General features: G+C 66.2%; 17 protein-coding genes. 5 read left to right on the forward strand and 12 right to left on the reverse strand.

Annotated features, from left to right (window positions below; translation table 11 throughout):
• Positions 1–61 precede the first annotated feature (61 nt).
• Entirely contained in the window at positions 62–1,072 is a 1,011-nt protein-coding gene (locus tag OHB26_RS34900) for an aldo/keto reductase (protein ID WP_330181514.1), read from the reverse strand.
• Positions 1,073–1,752: 680 nt separating this feature from the next.
• Here OHB26_RS34900 and OHB26_RS34905 point away from each other — a divergent pair.
• Positions 1,753–2,403 carry a Rossmann-like fold-containing protein gene (locus OHB26_RS34905; RefSeq protein ID WP_330181515.1) on the forward strand — a complete coding sequence of 217 codons (651 nt, stop codon included), beginning with the start codon at positions 1,753–1,755 and terminating at the stop codon, positions 2,401–2,403.
• 79 nt (positions 2,404–2,482) lie between these two features.
• Here the strand turns inward: OHB26_RS34905 and OHB26_RS34910 are convergent, their stop codons facing one another.
• Positions 2,483–2,995 carry a DUF2199 domain-containing protein gene (locus tag OHB26_RS34910; protein ID WP_330181516.1) on the reverse strand — a complete coding sequence of 171 codons (513 nt, stop codon included), beginning with the start codon at positions 2,993–2,995 and terminating at the stop codon, positions 2,483–2,485.
• 158 nt (positions 2,996–3,153) lie between these two features.
• Positions 3,154–4,047 (reverse strand): NADP-dependent oxidoreductase, encoded by an 894-nt coding sequence (locus OHB26_RS34915; RefSeq protein ID WP_330181517.1) that lies wholly within the window; start codon positions 4,045–4,047, stop codon positions 3,154–3,156.
• A 130-nt stretch (positions 4,048–4,177) separates the two neighbouring features.
• Between OHB26_RS34915 and OHB26_RS34920 the strand changes: the two genes are divergently transcribed.
• Entirely contained in the window at positions 4,178–4,771 is a 594-nt protein-coding gene (locus OHB26_RS34920) for a TetR/AcrR family transcriptional regulator (protein WP_330181518.1), read from the forward strand.
• A 23-nt stretch (positions 4,772–4,794) separates the two neighbouring features.
• On the opposite strand, the gene OHB26_RS34925 is transcribed toward OHB26_RS34920, so the two are convergent.
• Both OHB26_RS34925 and OHB26_RS34930 read right to left on the reverse strand, forming a co-directional pair.
• The gene (locus tag OHB26_RS34925) at positions 4,795–5,076 is read right to left on the reverse strand and encodes a GNAT family N-acetyltransferase (RefSeq protein ID WP_330181519.1); all 282 of its coding nucleotides are present in this window, start codon (positions 5,074–5,076) and stop codon (positions 4,795–4,797) included.
• Positions 5,077–5,289: 213 nt separating this feature from the next.
• Positions 5,290–5,688, reverse strand: a complete 399-nt coding sequence (locus OHB26_RS34930) for a DUF4870 domain-containing protein (RefSeq protein WP_330181520.1) — start codon at positions 5,686–5,688, stop codon at positions 5,290–5,292.
• Positions 5,689–6,286: 598 nt separating this feature from the next.
• On the opposite strand from OHB26_RS34930, the gene OHB26_RS34935 reads away from it, so the two are divergent.
• On the forward strand, positions 6,287–7,288 hold the full coding sequence (locus tag OHB26_RS34935; protein ID WP_330181521.1) for a phosphatidylinositol-specific phospholipase C: 1,002 nt from the start codon (positions 6,287–6,289) through the stop codon (positions 7,286–7,288).
• 40 nt (positions 7,289–7,328) lie between these two features.
• On the opposite strand, the gene OHB26_RS34940 is transcribed toward OHB26_RS34935, so the two are convergent.
• From OHB26_RS34940 to OHB26_RS34950, 3 genes are all read right to left on the reverse strand, one after another.
• On the reverse strand, positions 7,329–8,570 hold the full coding sequence (locus tag OHB26_RS34940) for an MFS transporter (RefSeq protein ID WP_330181522.1): 1,242 nt from the start codon (positions 8,568–8,570) through the stop codon (positions 7,329–7,331).
• Between the two features lie 167 nt (positions 8,571–8,737).
• The gene (locus OHB26_RS34945) at positions 8,738–11,119 is read right to left on the reverse strand and encodes a beta-glucosidase (protein ID WP_330181523.1); all 2,382 of its coding nucleotides are present in this window, start codon (positions 11,117–11,119) and stop codon (positions 8,738–8,740) included.
• Positions 11,116–11,967, reverse strand: coding sequence for an alpha/beta fold hydrolase (locus OHB26_RS34950; protein ID WP_330181524.1), 852 nt, complete (start codon positions 11,965–11,967; stop codon positions 11,116–11,118). The genes OHB26_RS34945 and OHB26_RS34950 overlap by 4 nt, the downstream gene beginning before the upstream one ends.
• 148 nt (positions 11,968–12,115) lie before the next feature.
• Between OHB26_RS34950 and OHB26_RS34955 the strand changes: the two genes are divergently transcribed.
• Together OHB26_RS34955 and OHB26_RS34960 are read left to right on the forward strand one after the other, a co-directional pair.
• The gene (locus OHB26_RS34955; RefSeq protein WP_330181525.1) at positions 12,116–12,718 is read left to right on the forward strand and encodes a TetR/AcrR family transcriptional regulator; all 603 of its coding nucleotides are present in this window, start codon (positions 12,116–12,118) and stop codon (positions 12,716–12,718) included.
• A 91-nt stretch (positions 12,719–12,809) separates the two neighbouring features.
• Complete coding sequence (locus tag OHB26_RS34960; protein WP_330181526.1) at positions 12,810–14,414, forward strand: FAD-binding protein; 1,605 nt, start codon at positions 12,810–12,812, stop codon at positions 14,412–14,414.
• Positions 14,415–14,416: 2 nt separating this feature from the next.
• Here OHB26_RS34960 and OHB26_RS34965 read toward each other — a convergent pair whose 3' ends face one another.
• The 4 genes from OHB26_RS34965 to OHB26_RS34980 all read right to left on the reverse strand — a co-directional run bounded on the left by OHB26_RS34965 (position 14,417) and on the right by OHB26_RS34980 (position 19,235).
• Positions 14,417–15,061 carry a GNAT family N-acetyltransferase gene (locus OHB26_RS34965; protein ID WP_330181527.1) on the reverse strand — a complete coding sequence of 215 codons (645 nt, stop codon included), beginning with the start codon at positions 15,059–15,061 and terminating at the stop codon, positions 14,417–14,419.
• An 81-nt stretch (positions 15,062–15,142) separates the two neighbouring features.
• Positions 15,143–17,116 carry an acetoacetate--CoA ligase gene (locus OHB26_RS34970; RefSeq protein ID WP_330181528.1) on the reverse strand — a complete coding sequence of 658 codons (1,974 nt, stop codon included), beginning with the start codon at positions 17,114–17,116 and terminating at the stop codon, positions 15,143–15,145.
• Positions 17,113–17,862, reverse strand: coding sequence for a 3-hydroxybutyrate dehydrogenase (locus tag OHB26_RS34975; RefSeq protein WP_330181529.1), 750 nt, complete (start codon positions 17,860–17,862; stop codon positions 17,113–17,115). The genes OHB26_RS34970 and OHB26_RS34975 overlap by 4 nt, the downstream gene beginning before the upstream one ends.
• Positions 17,859–19,235, reverse strand: a complete 1,377-nt coding sequence (locus tag OHB26_RS34980) for an MFS transporter (protein WP_330181530.1) — start codon at positions 19,233–19,235, stop codon at positions 17,859–17,861. The genes OHB26_RS34975 and OHB26_RS34980 overlap by 4 nt, the downstream gene beginning before the upstream one ends.
• Positions 19,236–19,284 lie beyond the last annotated feature (49 nt).

Here is a 19,284-nt window from a genome sequence, read left to right on the forward strand (position 1 = left end):
GACCGAAGGGCTGTGAAGGGCCGGGGCCGGGGTCTCGTCGAAGCCCCCGCGATGGCCCGGACTACCGGGAGTCCGCCACAGGCTGCCGCTTGTAGAAGGACTCCTCCAGGTAGGCAGCCTCGTGCGGCTGGTAGGGCTCCTCCAAGTAGGCGGCCTCGTCTTCGTCGAGTTCGACGTCCACGGCGGCGACCGCGTCGGCCAGCTGGGCCGGCTTGGTGACCCCGACGATGGGCGAGGTCACCGCCGGGTTGCGCATGGCCCAGGCCAGGGCGATTTGAGCCGGGGACAAACCGCGCCTGCCCGCGATCTCGTGGACGCGCTCGGCCACCGCCCGGTCCTCGTCGCGGTAGAGGATTGTGCCGCCCGCGTCGGTCTCCGCACGCGCGGTGGCCGTGTCCCAGGCCCGCGTCAGCCTGCCCCGCGCCAGCGGGCTCCACGGGATCACGCCGACGCCCTGGTCGGCGCAGAGCGGGATCATCTCCCGCTCCGCTTCCCGGTGGATGAGGTTGTAGTGCTCCTGCATCGACACGAACCGGGTCCAGCCGTTCAGGTCAGCCAGGTACAGGGCCTTGGCGAACTGCCAGGCGTACATGGACGAGGCTCCGATGTAACGGACCTTCCCGGATTTGACCGCGTCGTGCAGCGCCTCGAGGGTTTCCTCGATCGGAGTGTCGTAGTCCCAGCGGTGAATCTGGTACAGGTCGATGTAGTCGGTCCCCAGTCGCTTCAGGGAGGCGTCGAGCTCGGCGAAGATCGCCTTGCGGGACAGCCCTGCGCCGTTCGGGCCGGGACGCATCCGCATCCAGACCTTGGTGGCGAGAACAACCTCCGCCCGCCGGGTGAAGTCCTTGACCGCTCGACCGACGATCTCCTCGCTGCTTCCGGCGCTGTACCCATTGGCTGTGTCGAGGAAATTGACGCCGCTCTCGAGGGCCTTCTTGATGATGTCCCGGCTGGCGTCCACGCCCAGCGACCAGGGCTCGCCGCCCCGGTCCGGCTCGCCGAAGCTCATACAGCCCAGCGTGATTGCGGAGACTTCCAGTCCGGTCGTTCCGAGCTTGATGTATCGCATACGTCCGAACCTAGGAGTTGGAGTGCGCTCCAACGCAAATGCGTCTCGGTCCGGAAATCCGGAGGCGTACGGCATATGCGGACACTGCGACGGCCCCGAGATGGCCCTGTGCCGCTGATCTTCAGTCCGGCGGCTAACGGGTCGCCGCGGACCGCGCGGGAAGCGGCATTGTCGGATGTCTCGGGCCGCAGCACGTTCCGCACCGCTCAGTCGCGCACCCAGCGGCAATCGCGGGACCTCCTGGACCCCAGACGGTTTCACTCGTACTTGGGAACGTGGTCCCGCGTCGGGTGAAAGCCGTTCGCTGCCAGGAGCGTCGACCGGCCGGGGGCGAGTGATGACCAAACGGCCGATGGCGTCCAGCCACGCGTCCTCGGGTGCAAGCGGTTCGCTTCGCTAGCGCGCCTTGGGCATGTCGAAGCCCGTCCCTGTTACGAACAGGGACGGGCTTGGTGTCAGGCCATCATGGCGAGGGCGACAGACATCTCGCGGCTGGCGATCTTCCACCGTGCCGCGCTGGGTGGCGCGGGGTCCGTCACCGCGCCGACATTCCGACCGGCCGTTATGTCATGCGGATTCGAATTCGCTGCGGCACAACGTGATTCGTTCCTACAATTAGCGAGCGGTTTCCGGCGCGGTGCCGGAGCACACTCGATATGCAGAATCGCAGGTGAATCACCATGCGCATCCTTCTCTACGGCTGCGGCGACTTCTCCAATGTGATCGAGTCCCTGTCCTTCATCAAGCAACAGTTGGGGTACACCCCCTTCCAGCCGATCGATGCGGACCATCCCAATCCCAGTGACGATGTGCTGGCCACCGAGCTACGCAGCGAGGCCGAACTGCGCAAGGTATACGGCGACGTGGTCGCCACCAATGTCCAGGCCCTCGGAAATGCCGGTGTCGCAGTCGGATTCGAAACCGACGCCACCGGCCACTACTCCGTCGGGGGGTTCGATCTGATCATCTTCCGCAATCCGCACACCGGAACTTACGGCAACGGTCAGGACCCCGGCATGTCGTCCTATCTGGTGTCGAGCACCGACAATCAGCGGTTGCTGATGGCCGCGCTGGCGAACTCCCGAAAGATCCTGAACCCCAACGGGCAGGTCCTGATCACCGCCGTCGGCTGGCCCTATATCGGCAAGAACCCCAAGGGCGACCTGGGATTGACGGGTATGCAGCTCGAGGTCCCGAGCTTCGCCGCCGCGTACGGCACGAAGGCCGGTCTCGTGCACGTGCGCAATCTCGACCTCGGCAAGATGTGGGTCGCACGCAATCGGGGCTCGACGTTCGTCGCCGACGAACTCGGGATTCTCTATCGGAACTGAGAGTTGGCGGCTACGCGCGCCGTTCGCCGGTTAGGTCAGCGCGCCATGCGCGACAGCGGACATCCGCTGCCCAGTCGACCTACGAGTCGGCGTGCAAGAGTTGCTCAGCGAGCCATTGAACTCGGGCCATGGTGATCCCCGCGCGCTGTTCGACAGCCAGCGGATGATCGGTGGGCTCCAACTCCGCCAGTGGGCGCTCGCCGAGGGGCTGGGTGTGCAGCTTGGTCTTGAGATTCACCGTGGTCGGCTCATACCCGGGCAGCGCTGTCGACAACCACCCGAAATACGGTGGCTCCTCGACCCGCTCGGGCTTGTCCCACAAGGCTGACGACCGGTGGAAGTTGGCCTCGCTCAGCGATACCCAGACACCCCAGTCGAACTCACCATCGGCGTCTTTGATCGGAAGCACCAGACGCGCGCGCACGAAGAAGTGTTCGCCGGCGATCACGCATTGTTCTTCCCCCAGCACATTGCCCTGCTGCTCGGTGAAGTCCGCGTTCCAGTAGACGGGCGCGTGCGTGCCGTAGCCGAGAGGAGGCCCATCGTGCAGTTCGGAGCAGAATGAGCAGGAGAACGTCGAGCCGACCATCATGGTCCTAGCGTAATGCCGCAAATCGTCAGCACGCTCATCGGCATTGCGGTGCGGTGCCGCTGACCGAGATGTCCTCAGCCCATTGATCTTCGGCCCCGCCAGGTGGCCGGTTCGGCGTTGACGGACAGCTCTGCCTGACTGTTTCGGGTGCGAGCCGCTCAGACGAGCAGGACTCTACGCCCGCGGGTGTGTCCGGCTCGGCTGTCCGCGTGCGCCGCCGCGGCATCGGTGAGCGGGTACGACCGGTCGACCGGGAGGTGGAGCTTGCCGCGTCGAATCAGGTCGACGGCGGTGGCAAGGGCTTCGGGCATGCTTCCGCCGACGCCGGCGAAGCGGATACCGAGCATGGGGGCCTCGAGGTCGGCGATGGTGATGACCTTGTCCGGATCCCCGGTCAGGTCGAGAAGTCCGCGCAGGACGCCGGTGCCGTTCAGGTCCAGCGCGGCGTCGATCCGGCCGAGCTGACGTACGCGCTCGACCCAGCCCGGACCGTAGGTGGTGGCGATCGCGCCGAGGCTTCGCAGGTAGTCCTGGTTCGCGGGCCCGGCGGTGCCGATCACCGTGATTCCCCGGTCGCGGGCGATCTGCGATACCGTCGACCCGACTCCACCGGCCGCGCCACTGACCAGCAGTGTTTGCCCGGGTTGGACGCCGACCATGCGGAGGATCCGCAGTGCGGTCTCGACCACCGAGGGGTACCCGGCAGCCTCGGCGAAGGTGAGCCCGTCTGGCAGGCGCGCCCAACTGGAGAGCACGGCGTTCTCCGCGTACGTGTTCGAACCTCGGCCGAATACCTGGTCGCCGACCTCGAAATCGGTGACACCGTCGCCGATTTCGTCTATCACGCCCGCGGCGTCCTGTCCGACACCGGCGGGCAGGACGAGCGGCTGGACCCGCTGGAACTGGCCCTCGCGAACCCGCCAATCGTGCGGGTTCACCCCCGCCGCCCGCACGGCGATGCGTACTTGGCCGGGGCCGGCGTGCGGCTCGGCCACGTCTACCTGTTTCAGGACTTCGGGACCGCCGTACTCGGCGAAGCGCATTGCCTTCATACCTGCACATTAAGACTACCGGTTAGCGTTTCGCAACGGTTGCATTTTTGGATCGGGTGGGGCTACGGTTGACCGCCTAACCGTTAGGAGTTCAGAACGGATGCATTTGCGCAGCTGATAGCATCAAACGATGACCGCGCCGCCCGGGCGTCGTGAGCGCAAGAAGGCCGCGACCCGCCAGAAGATCGCTGACACCGCGCTGGCGCTATTTCTGGAACGCGGATACGACGCGGTGGGCATCCGCGATGTGGCTGCCGAGGCCGACGTGGCCGTCACCACCGTCTTCTCCCACTTCGCCTCGAAAGAGGCCCTGGTCTTCGAGCAGGACGAGAACTTCGAGCAGCGACTCACCCACGCTGTGACCGGCAGATCGGCGAACGAGCCACTGATCCCGGCGCTGCGGCACGAGATCCACGCCATGGTGCGGCACTGCGCGGCCGAAGGAGCCGCACCGCTCTGGCATCTGATCGACAGGACACCCGCCCTGCGCGAGTACGAGGATTCGATGCGGCTGCGCCACGCGGAGTCATTGGCGGCGGCCATCGCCGCGGAGCTCGACCAGCCGCCGAACAGCACGGAATGCCGGGCAATCGCGCGGTTCGTGATCGACGCCTACTCGCTGGCCCGAGAGACGGCAGATCCGCAGGCCGCGGTGGACGAGATCTTCCGGATGATCGAGGCGGCCTGGGCGGTCACCGGTCGTTCCGATGCCTGTCGCTCGTGACAGTCGGCCCAACCCGAACTGCTCTAATGGGTTGTGCCGAGCCGCATCTGGATCCGCTCTTCGACGACCTCGTAACCCAACCGCCGGTAGATGCCGTTACTTGTGGGATTCGATCTGTCGGTGAACAGCAGAACCTCGTTGTTACCCGCGTCCAGCGCGGCCCGCGACACATGGTGCGTCACCGCCGCCGCATAACCCTGTCCGCGATGTTCCGGTGGCGTGGCCACCAGGCCGACCCGCACGATCCCGGCAACGCTGCGCGAGAGCGAGGCGACCAACACCGGCTGTCCGTCGACTTCCCACAACCAGATGCCGTTGTAGGACAGCCGTTCACCGACCGCAAGCAGTTACAGCCAAACCGTCGCCGGGATCCACCCGCTCGCTCCCCGGGGTAATGCTGGTACCGAATGGGCGCGGCCCGATCGCGTCGCGTGTGAACGGTCGGCGGCGACGCCAACGGCCCGAGACAGGCTCGGGCCGTTGGTCTTCGAGATGCAGGCGGGAATTCGAGTCCGCCGCTAGTTGACCGAGCTGGCCAGACGATCGGCGTAGGGGGCGGTGAACTTTCCGATGATGGGGAGTTCGGCGCGAACGCCCCCGGTCCTGTTCGCCTGGACCATGGCCATGATCCAGATGACCAGGGCGAAGAGGCCGAGGGCGAGGCTGGCGAGGCTGAAGATTATCCCGAGGGCTCCCAGGAGGGAGCCGAGGATGCTCAGCACGACATTGACCACCGAGACCGCTCCGAAGAAGACGATCGATTGTGCGGCATGGAATTTCACGTCGGGGTCGTTCTTTCCCACGAAGAGGAAGATGATTCCGGTGAGCCATCCCAGCGCATAGGACAGGATCGCGCTGGTCTTCTTGTCCAAGCCGGCGGACTGCGGTTGGTTGGCGGGTGATTGAGAAGATGTCATGGGGTAAGTAGATGCCAGGCCTATCCCCTACCGATCCCAACTTTCGGCACGAACCCCAGGTCCCGGGCCATCCGCGACCTCGAAACGCTTGGGCGATGGCCTATTACACGATCGAGCACCGGCGGTCGACGTGGAGGTGCTGGCAGAGGAACAGTGCTGCGCGATCCAGGGCCTGGTCGGCTTCGTCGAGCATGCCGTTGAAGGATTGGAAGATGTGGGGGACGTCTGCGGGGAGCCCGGGTGTTCGCCGACACCGTCCCCAACTCGCGGCTATCGACTGTCGCGCAAGCCTTCTCGCAACTCCGTGCCGCGCTCGAGAGCGAACAGGTCGGCCTGCCCGCGGGCTGAACAGCACGCAACCGACCGAGTCGGGACCTCGGCGAGCGTGGTCACAGCTCGCGAGCGGCGCTCATATAACAATGGTCGCGGGCTGATGCCGAATGTCAAGGTGCCGCGGAATCGGCGAGGTTCATGCGGCACGCTGTTGTCGCGAGTCGGCTGTCGAGCCAGCGCCGAGGAGTTCACCGCGTTCTGGCGCTGAGAAAATTTCGGCGAATCGGGCGATCTTGGACTGTTGTCCAGGTTAGGCTCCCGGCCGATGAGACTGAGTAGGCGAGATTTTGTTCGTACCGCTGTCGCCGCGGCGGCCGGTACCGCGGTGGCCGGACTGGCGGCACGGGCGGGCGCGCTGCCCGCACCGCAGGGATGGATGGGGGCGCTGCCCGATAGCACTTCGCTACTGCGACTGACCATTCCGGGCACACATGATTCGGGGTGCACCGATCCGGCCAACGGCACCGAGTGGGCGCATACCCAGAACTGGTCGATCGCCGAGCAGTTCCAGCATGGGATTCGCTTCCTGGATATGCGCTGCAACGGCCTCCAGGACCATATGAGCGACTCGTTCGGGATCTATCACTCGGCCGCCTATCAGGGGCTGACGTTCGACGGCGTACTCGCCGACTGCCGAAACTTCCTGGAGCGCAACCCCGGCGAGGTCATCGTCATGCGGGTGAAGAAGGAGAACGGCACCAAGAACGATGTCGGGGGTGACTTCGAGCGCATCTTCAACGGGTATCTGGATACCAAGGGCTATCGGTCGCTGTTCTGGATCGGCAATCGGATTCCGACACTCGGTGAGGCGCGCGGACGGATCGTCTTGATCGCCCAGTTCGCCAATCAGCTTCCGGCACTGCAGTGGCCGGGCGGCGATAACGGCGTGTTCACCAATGATCGCTTCTACCTGCAGGATCGGTACAAGGGCAATGGCCTGATGGGCCTGGACTCCGGATCCGGTTCGGGCTCAGGCGGTTCGGGCTCCGCGGGCACCGGATCGTCGGGCGGTGACAAGTATTCGTACGTCCGCGACTGCCTCGACAAGGCAGCCACGGATACGAACAACTCGCTGATGTACATCAACTTCACCAGCTACTCCGACAATGCCTGGCCCAAGGACAATGCGGCGGCGATCATGCCGAAGCTGGAGGGCTACCTCACCGAGCATCGCGCACAGCCCGCCCACTTCGGCATCATCCCGATGGACTTCCCGGACCGGTACCCCAATGTCCTGAATCTAATGCTGGAGAAGAACTTTCTCTGAGTCATCCGACGAGGCGGCCGGTTCGCCGGGACCGGCCGGCTCAGCGCACCGAGCGAATCGGCGCGACCGCGAGCGCGCCCAGCACCGAGAGCAGCCCGCCGAAGATGAACAGCGGCGAATAGCCGACCAGGCTGACCACCGCCGAGGCCACGAAGGGTCCGAGAATCTGCGGACCCGCATTGGCGATATTCAGCACGCCCATATCGCGGGCGGCATCCTCGGCCTTGGGCAGCACCATGGTGACCAGCGCGGTATCCACGGCCATGAAGCTGCCGAACGCCAGCCCGTTGATGGCGGCGAAGGCGAGCATGCCGGGCCAGCTCGGGCTGAACACCGGAATCAGCAGCGCCACCGCGGCCAGCGCCGAGGAGACCGCGACGAAGGGTTTACGCCGGTCCATCCGATCGGACAGGATGCCGCCCGCGATCGTCGAAATCGTCATGCCCACAGCGGAAATGGGCGTCAGAATGGCCACCGCGGTCTCGGCCTTCAGGCCATCGGGCAGCCGAATATGGTCCTGCAGAATGTAGAGCTGGTAGCCGACCACCGAGAAGTAGCCCAGCACCAGCAGCGCCCGGCCGATGAAGGCCCAGCGGAAGTCGTGCTCGCGCAGCACACTCAGGAAAGCGGCGGCCTGATCACGCAGGGGCATAGCCTGTTTCGGCGGCATCGGGTGTTCGCGGGCACCGGCGGTGAAGATCACCGCGGCCACCGCGACCAGTACGCCGAGCGCGAGATATCCGATGCCGAGGTGATCGGCGAGCACCGAAGCCAGCACCACGCCGATCACCGTTCCGGCGGGAATACCGAGACCGACCGCGGCGGAGGCGATTCCACGCCGAGCCAGCGGAACCCGATCCGGTACCACCGAGGTGAGCGCGGCCTGATAGATATTCATGACCGCCTGCCCGATACACCAGGCGATGGCGACCAGCAGCACCGTGTGCACATTGCCCAGCAACGCCATGGCGCCGACAGCGGCCAGGCCGCCACCGAGAATCCATGGATTGCGGCGACCGGATCGATCCGACAGCGCACCCGCCACCGGATTGAACAGCGTCGCGAACATCGCGGCGATACCGGCGACCAGACCGAGATTGGCGACCTTGGACGCCGCGTCGATGTGCTCGATCTGCTTCGGCAGCAGAATGCCGCCGACACCGGAGTAGAGCGCGTACATGGCGGCATTGCCGATGAAGAGCAGCGGCAGCAACCCCTTGGTGGGAGTGCCTGCGGCAGAAGCATTTTCGCCGACGGACAGGTCGGCGTCAGAATTGGCCACGGTGAAATCCAGGGTGTGAGAGAAAGCGTGGAAATGAAGTTCGCCGCGGCTTCATTCAGGACGTTCGACAGGAAGACCCCCGGCCCCGGTCCCGCCCCACCTCGTCATCCCGGGATATTCGCGGCCGGGATGACGAGGGGAGCTCGCCGGATAGCCGAGGGGGTGGCTCAGCTGACTTCCGCGGTGAGCGGAAGCGCGGATACCGAAGTACCGATGTGCAGGGTGAAGCTGCCGGGCTCGGTGGCCCAGCCCTGGTCGGTCCAGTGTTCGAAGGAGCGCTGCGGCAATTCGATGGTGGCGGTGACGGTTTCACCCGCACCGGCCTCGACGGCCGCGAAGCCGGACAGCCAGCGAACCGGGCGATCGACGGCGCCGTCCGCACGCGACAGGTACGCCTGGATCACCTGACGGCCCGCACGTTCACCGATATTGCGGACGGTGACGGTGGCGGTGCGCCCGGACACGGTCAGATCCGCGAGCTCCCAACTGGTGTACCCGAGGCCGTGGCCGAACGGATAAGCCGGGGCCACACCGGATTTCAGCCAGGCGCGGTAGCCGATATGGATGCCCTCGGTGTACGGCAGGCTGTTGTCGGCGGCCGGTTTGGTGTTCAGCACCGGCACATCGGCCATGACCTTGGGCCAGGTGGTGGGCAATCGCCCGCCGGGCTCGGTCGCCCCGGTGAGCACATCGGCGAGCGCGCCGCCGAACTCCTGCCCGGGGAACCACGAAAGCAGTACGGCGGCAACATCATCGCGCCACGGCATCTCCACCGGCGAACCGGCATTGACCACCACGACGGTGCGTGGGTTCACCGCGGCCACCGCCGCCACCAGTTCGTTCTGACGGCCGGGCAGCGACAGGTCCTTGCGGTCGTACCCCTCGGATTCGATCTGTTCGGTGGTACCGACCACCACCACCGCGACCTCGGCGTTGCGGGCCAATTCCACTGCGGCGGCGAACTCCTCATCGGCGGCTCGGCGCGGGCGGCCGATACCGAAGGTGACGCCCATGGCGGGCAGACCCTGCGCGAGCGCGGGGGCCAACTCGATGAGCACGTCGACCTCATCGCCCTCGGCAAGGGTGCGGGTCACCCAGCGCTGCGGCGGATTCAGCAGCATCTCGACCGGATCACCGCCCTCGGGGAACACCGTCTCGGTGAGTACGGTCTCGCCATCGAGATCCAAGCGCAGCGTGCCGACACCGGCGAAACCGATCCGCCACTCCCCCGCCGCATCGGCGCGCAGTCGACCGCGCACCTGGAAAGACGTAGCGGTCATGGCGAATTCATTGCCGAAGAGCATGAGCGTGCCCGAGGTGCGATGCTCGGCCTTCAGTACGGCGTCACCGTCGAGGTAGCGCAGATCCACACCCGCGGTGCCGGTCTCGGGATCGGTGACCAGGCCCAGCGGCACCGGAATCATATTCTCGTTCAGGTGCACGCCCGGGGTGTACACCACCGGCAGCACCTCGCTCAGCCCGTCGAGCGGTGATGTCGTATGGCCCGGAACGACTGTCGCGCTGCCACCGCCACCGAAGCGCGGTTCCGCGGCGGCCGCGCCCAGCACCGCCACCCCCGCGGGCCGCGCCAGCGGCAGCACGCCGTCGTTGGCCGCGAGCACCATGGCCTTGGCGGCGGCGTCACGCACCAGTCGGCGGGCGGTCTCGTCGGTGAAAGCCGGTGGCTGCCGGGGCGTTCCGTTCAGCGCGCCCACGCGCTGCGCGAATCGCAGTATGCGACGGACCTTTTCATCGATCGCGGCCTCGGGCACCTCGCCGTTGCGAACCGCCTCGACCAGCGGCGCACCCCAGAGCTCCCACGGGCCGGGCATGGCCAGATCGGTGCCCTTGGCCGCACCCGTGGTGGAGCGCACCGCGGTCCAGTCCGACACCACCACGCCGTCGAAACCCCACTCGCCCTTCAAAGGCTCGTCCAGCAGCGGGTTTTCGGTCATGGTGACGCCATTGACGGAGTTGTACGCGTCCATGATCATCCACGCGCCCGCCCGGACCGACCGCTCGAACGGGTACAGGTACAGCTCGCGTAGCGTGCGGTCGTCGACAATCGCGTCGGCGGTGAAACGCTCGGTCTCGGAATCATTGGCCACGTAATGCTTGGGGCACGCACTGACGCCGTGGTCCTGTACACCGTTCACATAGGCGGCGGCCATCTCACCGGTGAGCATCGGATCCTCGGAGAAGCATTCGAAATGCCTTCCGCCGAGCGGGGATCGGTGCAGATTGATGGTCGGGCCGAGGACCGCGCACACATTCTTGCGGCGCGCCTCGGCGGCAATGAGCCCGCCGATCTCGGCCAGCAGGTCACGATCCCAGGTGGCGGCCAGCGCCGAACCGGACGGCAGGCTGACCGAGGGGTCGCGCTCATCCCAGGTCTCGCCGCGCACACCCGAGGGGCCGTCGGACACCGGCATCTCGGCCAGGCCGATGCTGTCGTCGCCCGCGAACCGGAAGATATTGGATCCGGAGATGAGCCGGACCTTGGCCTCCAGGTCCAGCTTGGCGAGCAGGTCGTCGATGAAGTCGGTCATGCCAGTTCCTTCCAGAAGCTCACCAGATCGGCCGTTACCTGATCGGGCACATCCTCGTTCGGCACATGGCCGACGCCCGGATACACCGCGGTCCCAGCCTGCAACTGTTCGGCGAACTTCACGTGGACCTCGGGGGCCCAAAGATCGTTCGTGTCGCCATAGGCCACCAGCAGCGGCACTCCGGCATCGCGCAGCGCGGCGGTATCGGTGAGCGGCGGGGTCTCCATACATTTGAGAATGCCGAGGATATTGGCCTTCTTGGTCCGCAGAATCCGATTGTGCAGGAACTCCATTCGCTCCGGAGTGAAGCTCGCTCCCGAGGCGGTCATGGCGGCGCTCAGCTGCTGGAAGATGGCCTCCTGCCCGGCCTGTTCGACAATCTGCGCGACCATTCGCGGCGGCGGGAAATTGATATCCTCGACCGAGGACGGACCCGAGGCCAGCAGGGTGAAGCTGCGGAATCGCGCGGGCGTCTCGACCACCGCGACGCGGGAGACGTACCCGCCGAACGAATGCCCGACCAGATGTACGGGCGCGTCCGGCGACACCTGATCGATCACACCGTGCAGGTCGGCCACGAAATCGGCCATGGTGTAACCCGAGATGTCATCGGGCCCCTCGGACTGCCACTGGCCGCGCTGGTCGTAGGCGACCGCGCGATACCCGGCCGCCGCGAGCAGCGGGAGCATGAATTCGAAGTCCTCTTTGGAGCCGGTGAAGCCGGGCACCAGCACGACGGTGCCGAGGTTCGACGCACCGGCGGGCGGGTTGACCTCCCATCCGACGAGCGTGCCCGCTCCGCCTCGCAGCGTGATCGATTCGATCGGCATCTGGCTGCCCTGGGTCATCGGCTGTCCTTCCTCGCACGTCCCTGTACGGCTGACACGAGTGTGCCAGTGCGAATCCAGTTTACCGAGTGGTCACTCGGTACCGTTATTGTTTCGTTATGCATAGCTGTTTTTGCAGGTCCCGGCAGTGCGACTACTGTCCCAGCACATGACGCCGCACCCTCAACGCCGGAGACGGGGCGACGACCGCCGCGAGCAGATCATCGATCAGGCACTGAAGAGCTTCGCCGAGAACGGCTATCGCAACTCCTCGATCGCCGAGATCGCCGAGCGCTGCGGACTCTCCCAGCCCGGACTGCTGCACTACTTCCCGAACAAAGCGGCATTGCTGGCCGCGGTACTGGAGTATCGCGATCGGCTCGATACCGATCGACTCGGCATAAATCTGCGATTGCGTGGCAAAGACGCACTGGGACAATTGGTTCGGCTCGTCGAACACAATATGCATGTACCCGGATTGGTGCAGCTGTTCACCGTGGTCACCAGCGAGGCGGTCACCCTCGACCATCCGGCCCGCGACTGGGTGGTGAATCGCTATCGGATGCTCGAGACCTACCTCGCGGGCGCGCTCGACGGCGGCATCGCCGATGGCACCCTGCGCTCCGATATCGATACCGCCGCCATCGCGTGCCAGATCACGGCCATGATGGACGGCCTGCAATTGCAATGGCTCCTCGACCCGGAGCGGGTGAATATGGCCGAACTATTCCGGGCCTATATCGACGGGCTCACCGCACAACTCTCCGCCTGAACGCGAATGGCTTGGTGAACTAGAACACGTTATAGTTCACCTCGCTCGGCACGAGACGCCGGCATTCTCATTCGGGAAGGTGGTCGCAGCGGTGCGGACCTGGGATTCTTCGGCCGATATCGTCGTCGTGGGGTACGGCGGCGCGGGTGTCGCGGCGGCCTTGGCCGCACGTGAATCCGGGGCGGATGTACTGGCCCTCGACCGGTTCCTCGGCGGCGGCGCGACCGCGCTGTCCGGTGGCATCGTGTACGCGGGCGGCGGCACCTGGGTGCAGCGCGCGGCCGGAGTGCAGGACGATATCGAGAATATGCTGGCCTACCTGCGTGCCGAGGTCGGCGATGCGGTGAGTGAGCAGACGCTGCGGCGGTTCTGCGAGGGCTCGGCGGCCATGATCGATTGGCTCAGCTCGCACGGCGTGCCGTTCCAGCCGTCCCTGTGCCCGTACAAGACCTCGTATCCGACCGATGACCACTACCTGTACTACTCCGGTAGCGAAAACTCCGGCGGCTTCCGGGATTTGGCGAAACCGGCGCAGCGCGGACATCGCGCGCACGGGCGAGGCGTCTCGGGTAAGAAGCTGTTCGGCCCGCTGGCGAAGTCGGCCGCCCGGCATGGCGTGCGGGTCCAGACCGGCACCAGGGCAACAGAACTCGTGATCGAGGACGGTCGAGTCGTCGGCGTGCGGGCGATCTCGCTGGCCGACGCGCCCGTGAAGGTGCGGCGACGGTTCGCGACACTGGCCCGCATTTCGGCGAAACCCGGCGTGTACCACCCGGGTTTGCGCAATGCGGTCGGCAAACTGATGGATCGCATCGAGGCGCGCTACGGCCGGACGGTGCGCATTCAGGCGCGCTCGGGCGTCATTCTCACCACCGGCGGATTCATCGCCAATGGTGCGATGGTCGGTCAGCACGCACCGGATTACCCTTGGGCGGAAGGGCTTCCGCTGGGCACCGCAGGTGACGACGGCAGCGGGATCGCCATGGCGCAGGCGGCGGGCGCGGCCACCGGCAAAATGGACGCCCTCTCCACGTGGCGGTTCATCGCACCGCCGAGCGCCTTCTTCGGCTCGATCGCGGTGGATGCCAACGGCCAGCGCATGATCGATGAATCCCGCTACGGCGCGGCCATGGGCGCCGCGATCGCGACCGCTCCGGGCAATCGGGCCTGGCTGCTGGTGGACGCGGAACTGCTGGCCGAATCGCAGCGGCAGCTCGGCGGGCAGTCGGTGTGGTTCCAGCGCATGCAGACCGAGCGCCTCATGCGGGTCAAGCGCGTTACCGGTCACACCCTCGAGGATGTGGCGGCGCGCGCGGGCATCGAACCGGCGGCGCTACGCAAGACCGTCGACGCGCACAATCGCGCCATCGAACAGCACCTGCCCGACCCGATGGGCAAGCCCGCCGATATCCGCAAGCCGCTTCGTACGGGACCCTATGTGCTGCTGGATATTTCGTTCAAGGCGCGGTTGACCTATCCGATGCCCATGCTGACCTTGGGCGGCCTGCTGGTCGATGAGGACACCGGCGCGGTGCTCACCACGGACGGTGGCACCATTCCCGGTCTGTTCGCGGCGGGCCGGGCGGCGGTCGGCGTCTGCTCCAACTCCTATGTGAGCGGGCTGTCGCTGGCCGACTGCGTCTTCTCAGGGCGGCGGGCGGGCGCGCACAGTGTTCAGGTGAACAGCACGCTCTGAGTTCAGAGTCGTCGCTCGCGGGCACGCAGGCTGGAGGGCAGCCACATCATGACGTTGACCTCCGGCCCCGTGCGGCCCAGCCGAATATGGCCCAGCCGCTGGCTGCCGAAGGCGCTGTAGAAGCCCATACTGTCGTCCTCACAGAGGCAAAGCAGCGGCACGGCCGCCTGTTCGACCTCGGTCAGGCAGAACAGCGACAGCGCCTTGCCCACACCGATGTGCTGGAATTCCGGATCGACACCGAGGGTGACGCCGAAGTAGTGCGGCAGTCCCGGGGCGAGTCCGGCGATGGTGGCGTACATGGACAGCACCCGCGGACCGTCGAACCCCATGGCCCGCAGGAACTCCGGAATCGACGCCAGATCGCGCAACAACCCGAACCGGCGATCCGAGGGCTGCCACAGCACGACGCCGACGACCCGGCCGTCGGAGGTGGCGACGTGCGCGCCACCGGCGGGCAGAAACAGATGCCGGATCATCGCACGGGTGAGCCGCGGTCGAGATCTCGCACGCTGCGATGGATTCGGGAACATGTACGCCCCGAAGGGATCGTTCGCGCTGAAGGCCCGGTCGAGCACCGCCGTCATGGCGGGGATATCGCGCTTGGTAGCGGGGCGAACGGCTATGTTCTGCAATGTCTTCGGCACAGCGGGACCCTCGGGTTCGGACGGATGCTGCCCAACGGTAACTTGGGCGGGCGGACGTCCGAGCGGGCGTTTAGAAAAGGTTTAGACCTGCGCCGAGGGCAGCGCGGCATACCAGGACAACAGCTCCGGGGCGTCGATGGCGCTCGGGTCCACGACGCGGGACGGATCCGCGCCCTGGAGTAGACGTTTGAGTGGTACCTCCAGCTTCTTGCCGGTGCGGGTGTGCGGAATGCCCGGGGCGCACAGGATTTCGTCGGGTACGTGGCGTGGGGAGAGTTGGGTGCGGATGGTGCGGGTGATGCGGTCGCGTAGGTCGTCGGTGAGGTCCACACCCTCGGACAGCACGACGAACAGTGGCATCCAGTAGCCGCCGTCGGGTTGTTCCACACCCAGGACCAGGGCTTCCAGAACCTCGGGCAGGGCTTCGACGGCCTGGTAGATCTCGGCGCTGCCCATGCGAATGCCGTTGCGGTTCAAGGTGGAATCGGAGCGACCGTGCACGGTGATACTGCCGTGCGGGTTGACGGTGATCCAGTCGCCGTGCCGCCAGACGCCGGGATAGGTGTCGAAGTAGGCGTCACGGTAGCGAGAACCGTCCGGGTCGTTCCAGAAGCGCAGTGGCATGGACGGCATGGGGGCGGTGATGACGAGTTCACCGACCGCGCCGTGCACCGGTTCGCCGGATTCGTCCCAGGCTTGCAGGGCCACACCGAGATACGGGGCCGATAGTTCGCCGGGCCAGACCGGCACGGTCGGTGCGCCACCGAGGAACGCGGATACCACATCGGTGCCACCGCTGATGGAGGAGATCGGGATATCGCCGATATGGTCGCGCAGCCACAGCGATGAGGTGGCGGGCAGGGCCGAACCGGTGATGCCGATCTGCCGCAGTTCGCTCAGATCATGTGCCCGGGAAGGCCGCACACCCGCCTTCTCGCACGAGAGGACATAGCCGGGGCTGGTGCCCAGCACCGTGGTTCCGGTACGGGCGGCCATGGCCCACAGCGCATCCGGGGACGGATACGCGGGACTGCCGTCGTAGCAGACGATGGTCGCCCCGGCCAGCAGCCCGGCGACCTGGAGGTTCCACATCATCCAACTGGGGCTGGTGTACCAGAAGAAGGTGTCGCCGGGCCCGATATCCGATTGCAGGGCAACGGCTTTGAGATGCTCTAGCAGGACACCGCCGTGACCGTGGACTATGCCCTTGGGCTTACCGGTGGTGCCGGAGGAGTAGAGCACCCACAGCGGGTGCGCGAAATCGACGGGGACGGTCTCGATTTCGGCCGGATCCCAGCCGAGATCACGGGCCGGGTCCTCGGTGGCGTCATCCCAGTCGAGGGTGCCCGCGAGGGTGTGACCGAGCCGCGCGAGCAGAATTGTCCCGCGCAGGGTGGGCAGCGCCGCACGCAGAGAGGTGATCTCGTCGCGCTTGTCGTGTGCCCTGCCGCCATACCGGTAGCCATCGGCGGTGATCAGGACGGTGGGCTCGAGTTGACCGAGCCGGTCCCAGGCCGCCGCGGCGGTGTAGTCCTGCCCGCAGGCACTCCAGATCGCGCCGACGCTCGCGGTGGCGAGGAAGGCGATCACCGTCTCCGGGATATTCGGCAGGTAGCCGACCACCCGATCACCGGGCCCGACACCGAGCGCACGCAGCGAGCGAGCCAGAACCGCTGTCCGGGAGAGCATTTCCGCCCACGACACTTCTCTGGCCGGGGCGTCTTCGCCGAGCGCGATGATCGCGGGACGATCGGTCCGGGCCTGGCGCACCACCTGGTCGACGTAGTTCAGCCGGGTACCGGGGAACCATCGGGCTCCCGGCATGACGGATTCGGTGAGCACCTCCGCGGGCGTGACACCGAGTTCGAAGTAGTCCCAGACCGCCCGCCAGAACCCGGGGATGTCCCACACCGACCACCGCTGGAGTTCGTGATAGTCCGCCGCGGTGACCCCGTAGCGCTGCCGCACGAATCGCGTGAAGTCGGTAATGCGCGCGCCCGCAATGGTTTCCGCATCCGGTATCCACTGCGGCGCGGTGTGCTCGGACCGCATCATCGCGCACTCCATCCGCCATCCATGGTGTAGCTCGCCCCGGTCACCATGCGAGCGGCATCGGTGGCGAGCCAGCCGACCAGCGCGGCCACCTCCCCCGGCTCCACGAGTCGTTTGACGGCGTTCTCGGTGAGCATGATTCGCTCCACCACCTCTTGCTCGTCGATACCGTGCGCGGCCGCCTGATCGGCGATCTGTGTGTCCACCAACGGGGTTCGCACATAGCCGGGGCTGACGCAATTGCTGGTGACGCCGTGCGGACCGCCTTCCAGCGCGGTCACTTTGGACAGCCCTTCCAGTGCGTGCTTGGCGGTGACGTACGCGGACTTGTAGGCCGAGGCCCGGATGCCGTGTACCGAGGAGATATTGATGATCCGGCCGTGGCCCCGCTCGTACATGTGCGGCAGCGCCGCCCGAATCAGCAGGAACGGCGCTTCCACCATGAGCGCCAACAGCATTCGGAACTTCTCCGGCGGGAAGTCGACAATCGGGTTGATGCTCTGCACCCCGGCGTTGTTCACCAGGATGTCCACGTCGAGACGCAGTTCCTCGAGTGCGGCGACATCGAGGAGATCCACTTCCCAGGCGTGCCCGCCGATCTCGGCCGCCACCTGCTTCGCCCCGGGCCCGTCGATATCGGCCACGATCACCTTGGCCCCCTGCCCGGCAAGCTCTTTCGCGCAGGCCGCGCCGATTCCGCTCGCACCGCCCGTGACCAGGGCGGTGCGTCCGGTCAGGTCGCCGGTCATGCGGCCACCTTTCGATTGCTCTCCGCGGCCACGCTTTCCGCGTCCGCCAGGTCGATGGCGGCCAGATCCGCGCCATTGGTCTCCCGGGCGAACAGCACCGCGACCACGGTGACGGCGGCCGCCCCGGCCAGGTACCAGGCGATCGGCACCGAGGACTTGTAGGTATTGAGCAGTCGCACCGCGATGATCGGCGCGAGCGAACCGGCGACGATCGAGGTCACCTGATAGCCGAGGGAGACACCGGAATACCGCATTCGGGTCGGGAACATCTCGGCCATGATCGCGGGTTGGGCGGCGTACATGAAGGCGTGGAAGACCAGTCCGATGATGATCGCCGACAGGATGACCGCATTGTGCTTGCTGTCCATCATGGGGAAGGCGAAGAAGCCCCAGGTGCCCGCCGCCAGCGCGCCGATCAGATAGATCGGGCGGCGGCCGAACCGGTCACTGAGCCGTCCCGCCAGCGGGATGATCGCGAAATGCACCGCGTGCGCGACCAACAGCCACCACAGGATCACCTTCGTATTGGCTCCGACATGCACCTTCAGATAGGTGATGCTGAAGGTGACCACCAGGTAGTACAGGATGTTCTCGCCGAAACGCAGGCCCATGGCGGTGAAAACCCCACGCGGATAACGCTTGAGCACCTCGATGGCGCTGAACGAGGTCGCCTTCTCCTGTTCGGCCAGCTGCTGCGCGGCCAGGAAGATGGGCGCGTCGGTGATCTTGGTGCGCACGTAGTAACCGATCAGCACCACCACCGCCGAGAGCCAGAAGGCCACCCGCCAACCCCAGGACAGGAAGGACGCGTCCGAGAGCGTGGAGGTCAGGATCAGCAGTACGACGGTCGCGAGCATATTGCCCAGCGGTACCGCGGCCTGCGGCCAGGACGCCCAGAACGCGCGACTCCTGCTCGGACTGTGTTCGGCCACAAGCAGAACCGCGCCGCCCCACTCACCGCCGACCGCGAAGCCCTGCATGAAGCGCAGCACCACCAGCAGGGCGGGGGCCAGATAGCCGACCTGCGCGAAGGTCGGCAGACAGCCCATCAGGAAGGTGGTCGCACCCACCAACAGCAGACTCAACTGGAGCAGCTTCTTACGACCGTACTTATCGCCGAAGTGCCCGAAGACTATTCCGCCGATCGGCCGCGCCGCGAAGCCCACCGCATAGGTGATGAACGCCGCCAGAATCGCATCCAGATCGCTGGTGCCCTTGGCGAAGAACACCTTGTTGAAGACCAGCGTCGCCGCCGTGCCGTAGAGGAAGAATTCGTACCACTCGACGACGGTGCCCGCCATCGAGGCGGCCACCACCCGCCGGAGTCCCGCCAGCGCGGTGCCCTGCGGCGGCTCGGTATCCCGGACGCTCATCGTGCAACTCCTTCACGATCGGGCCGCGCCCCCTCATCTGTGACGCGGC

Source organism: Nocardia sp. NBC_01503 (genome assembly GCF_036327755.1).
Lineage (GTDB): Bacteria > Actinomycetota > Actinomycetes > Mycobacteriales > Mycobacteriaceae > Nocardia.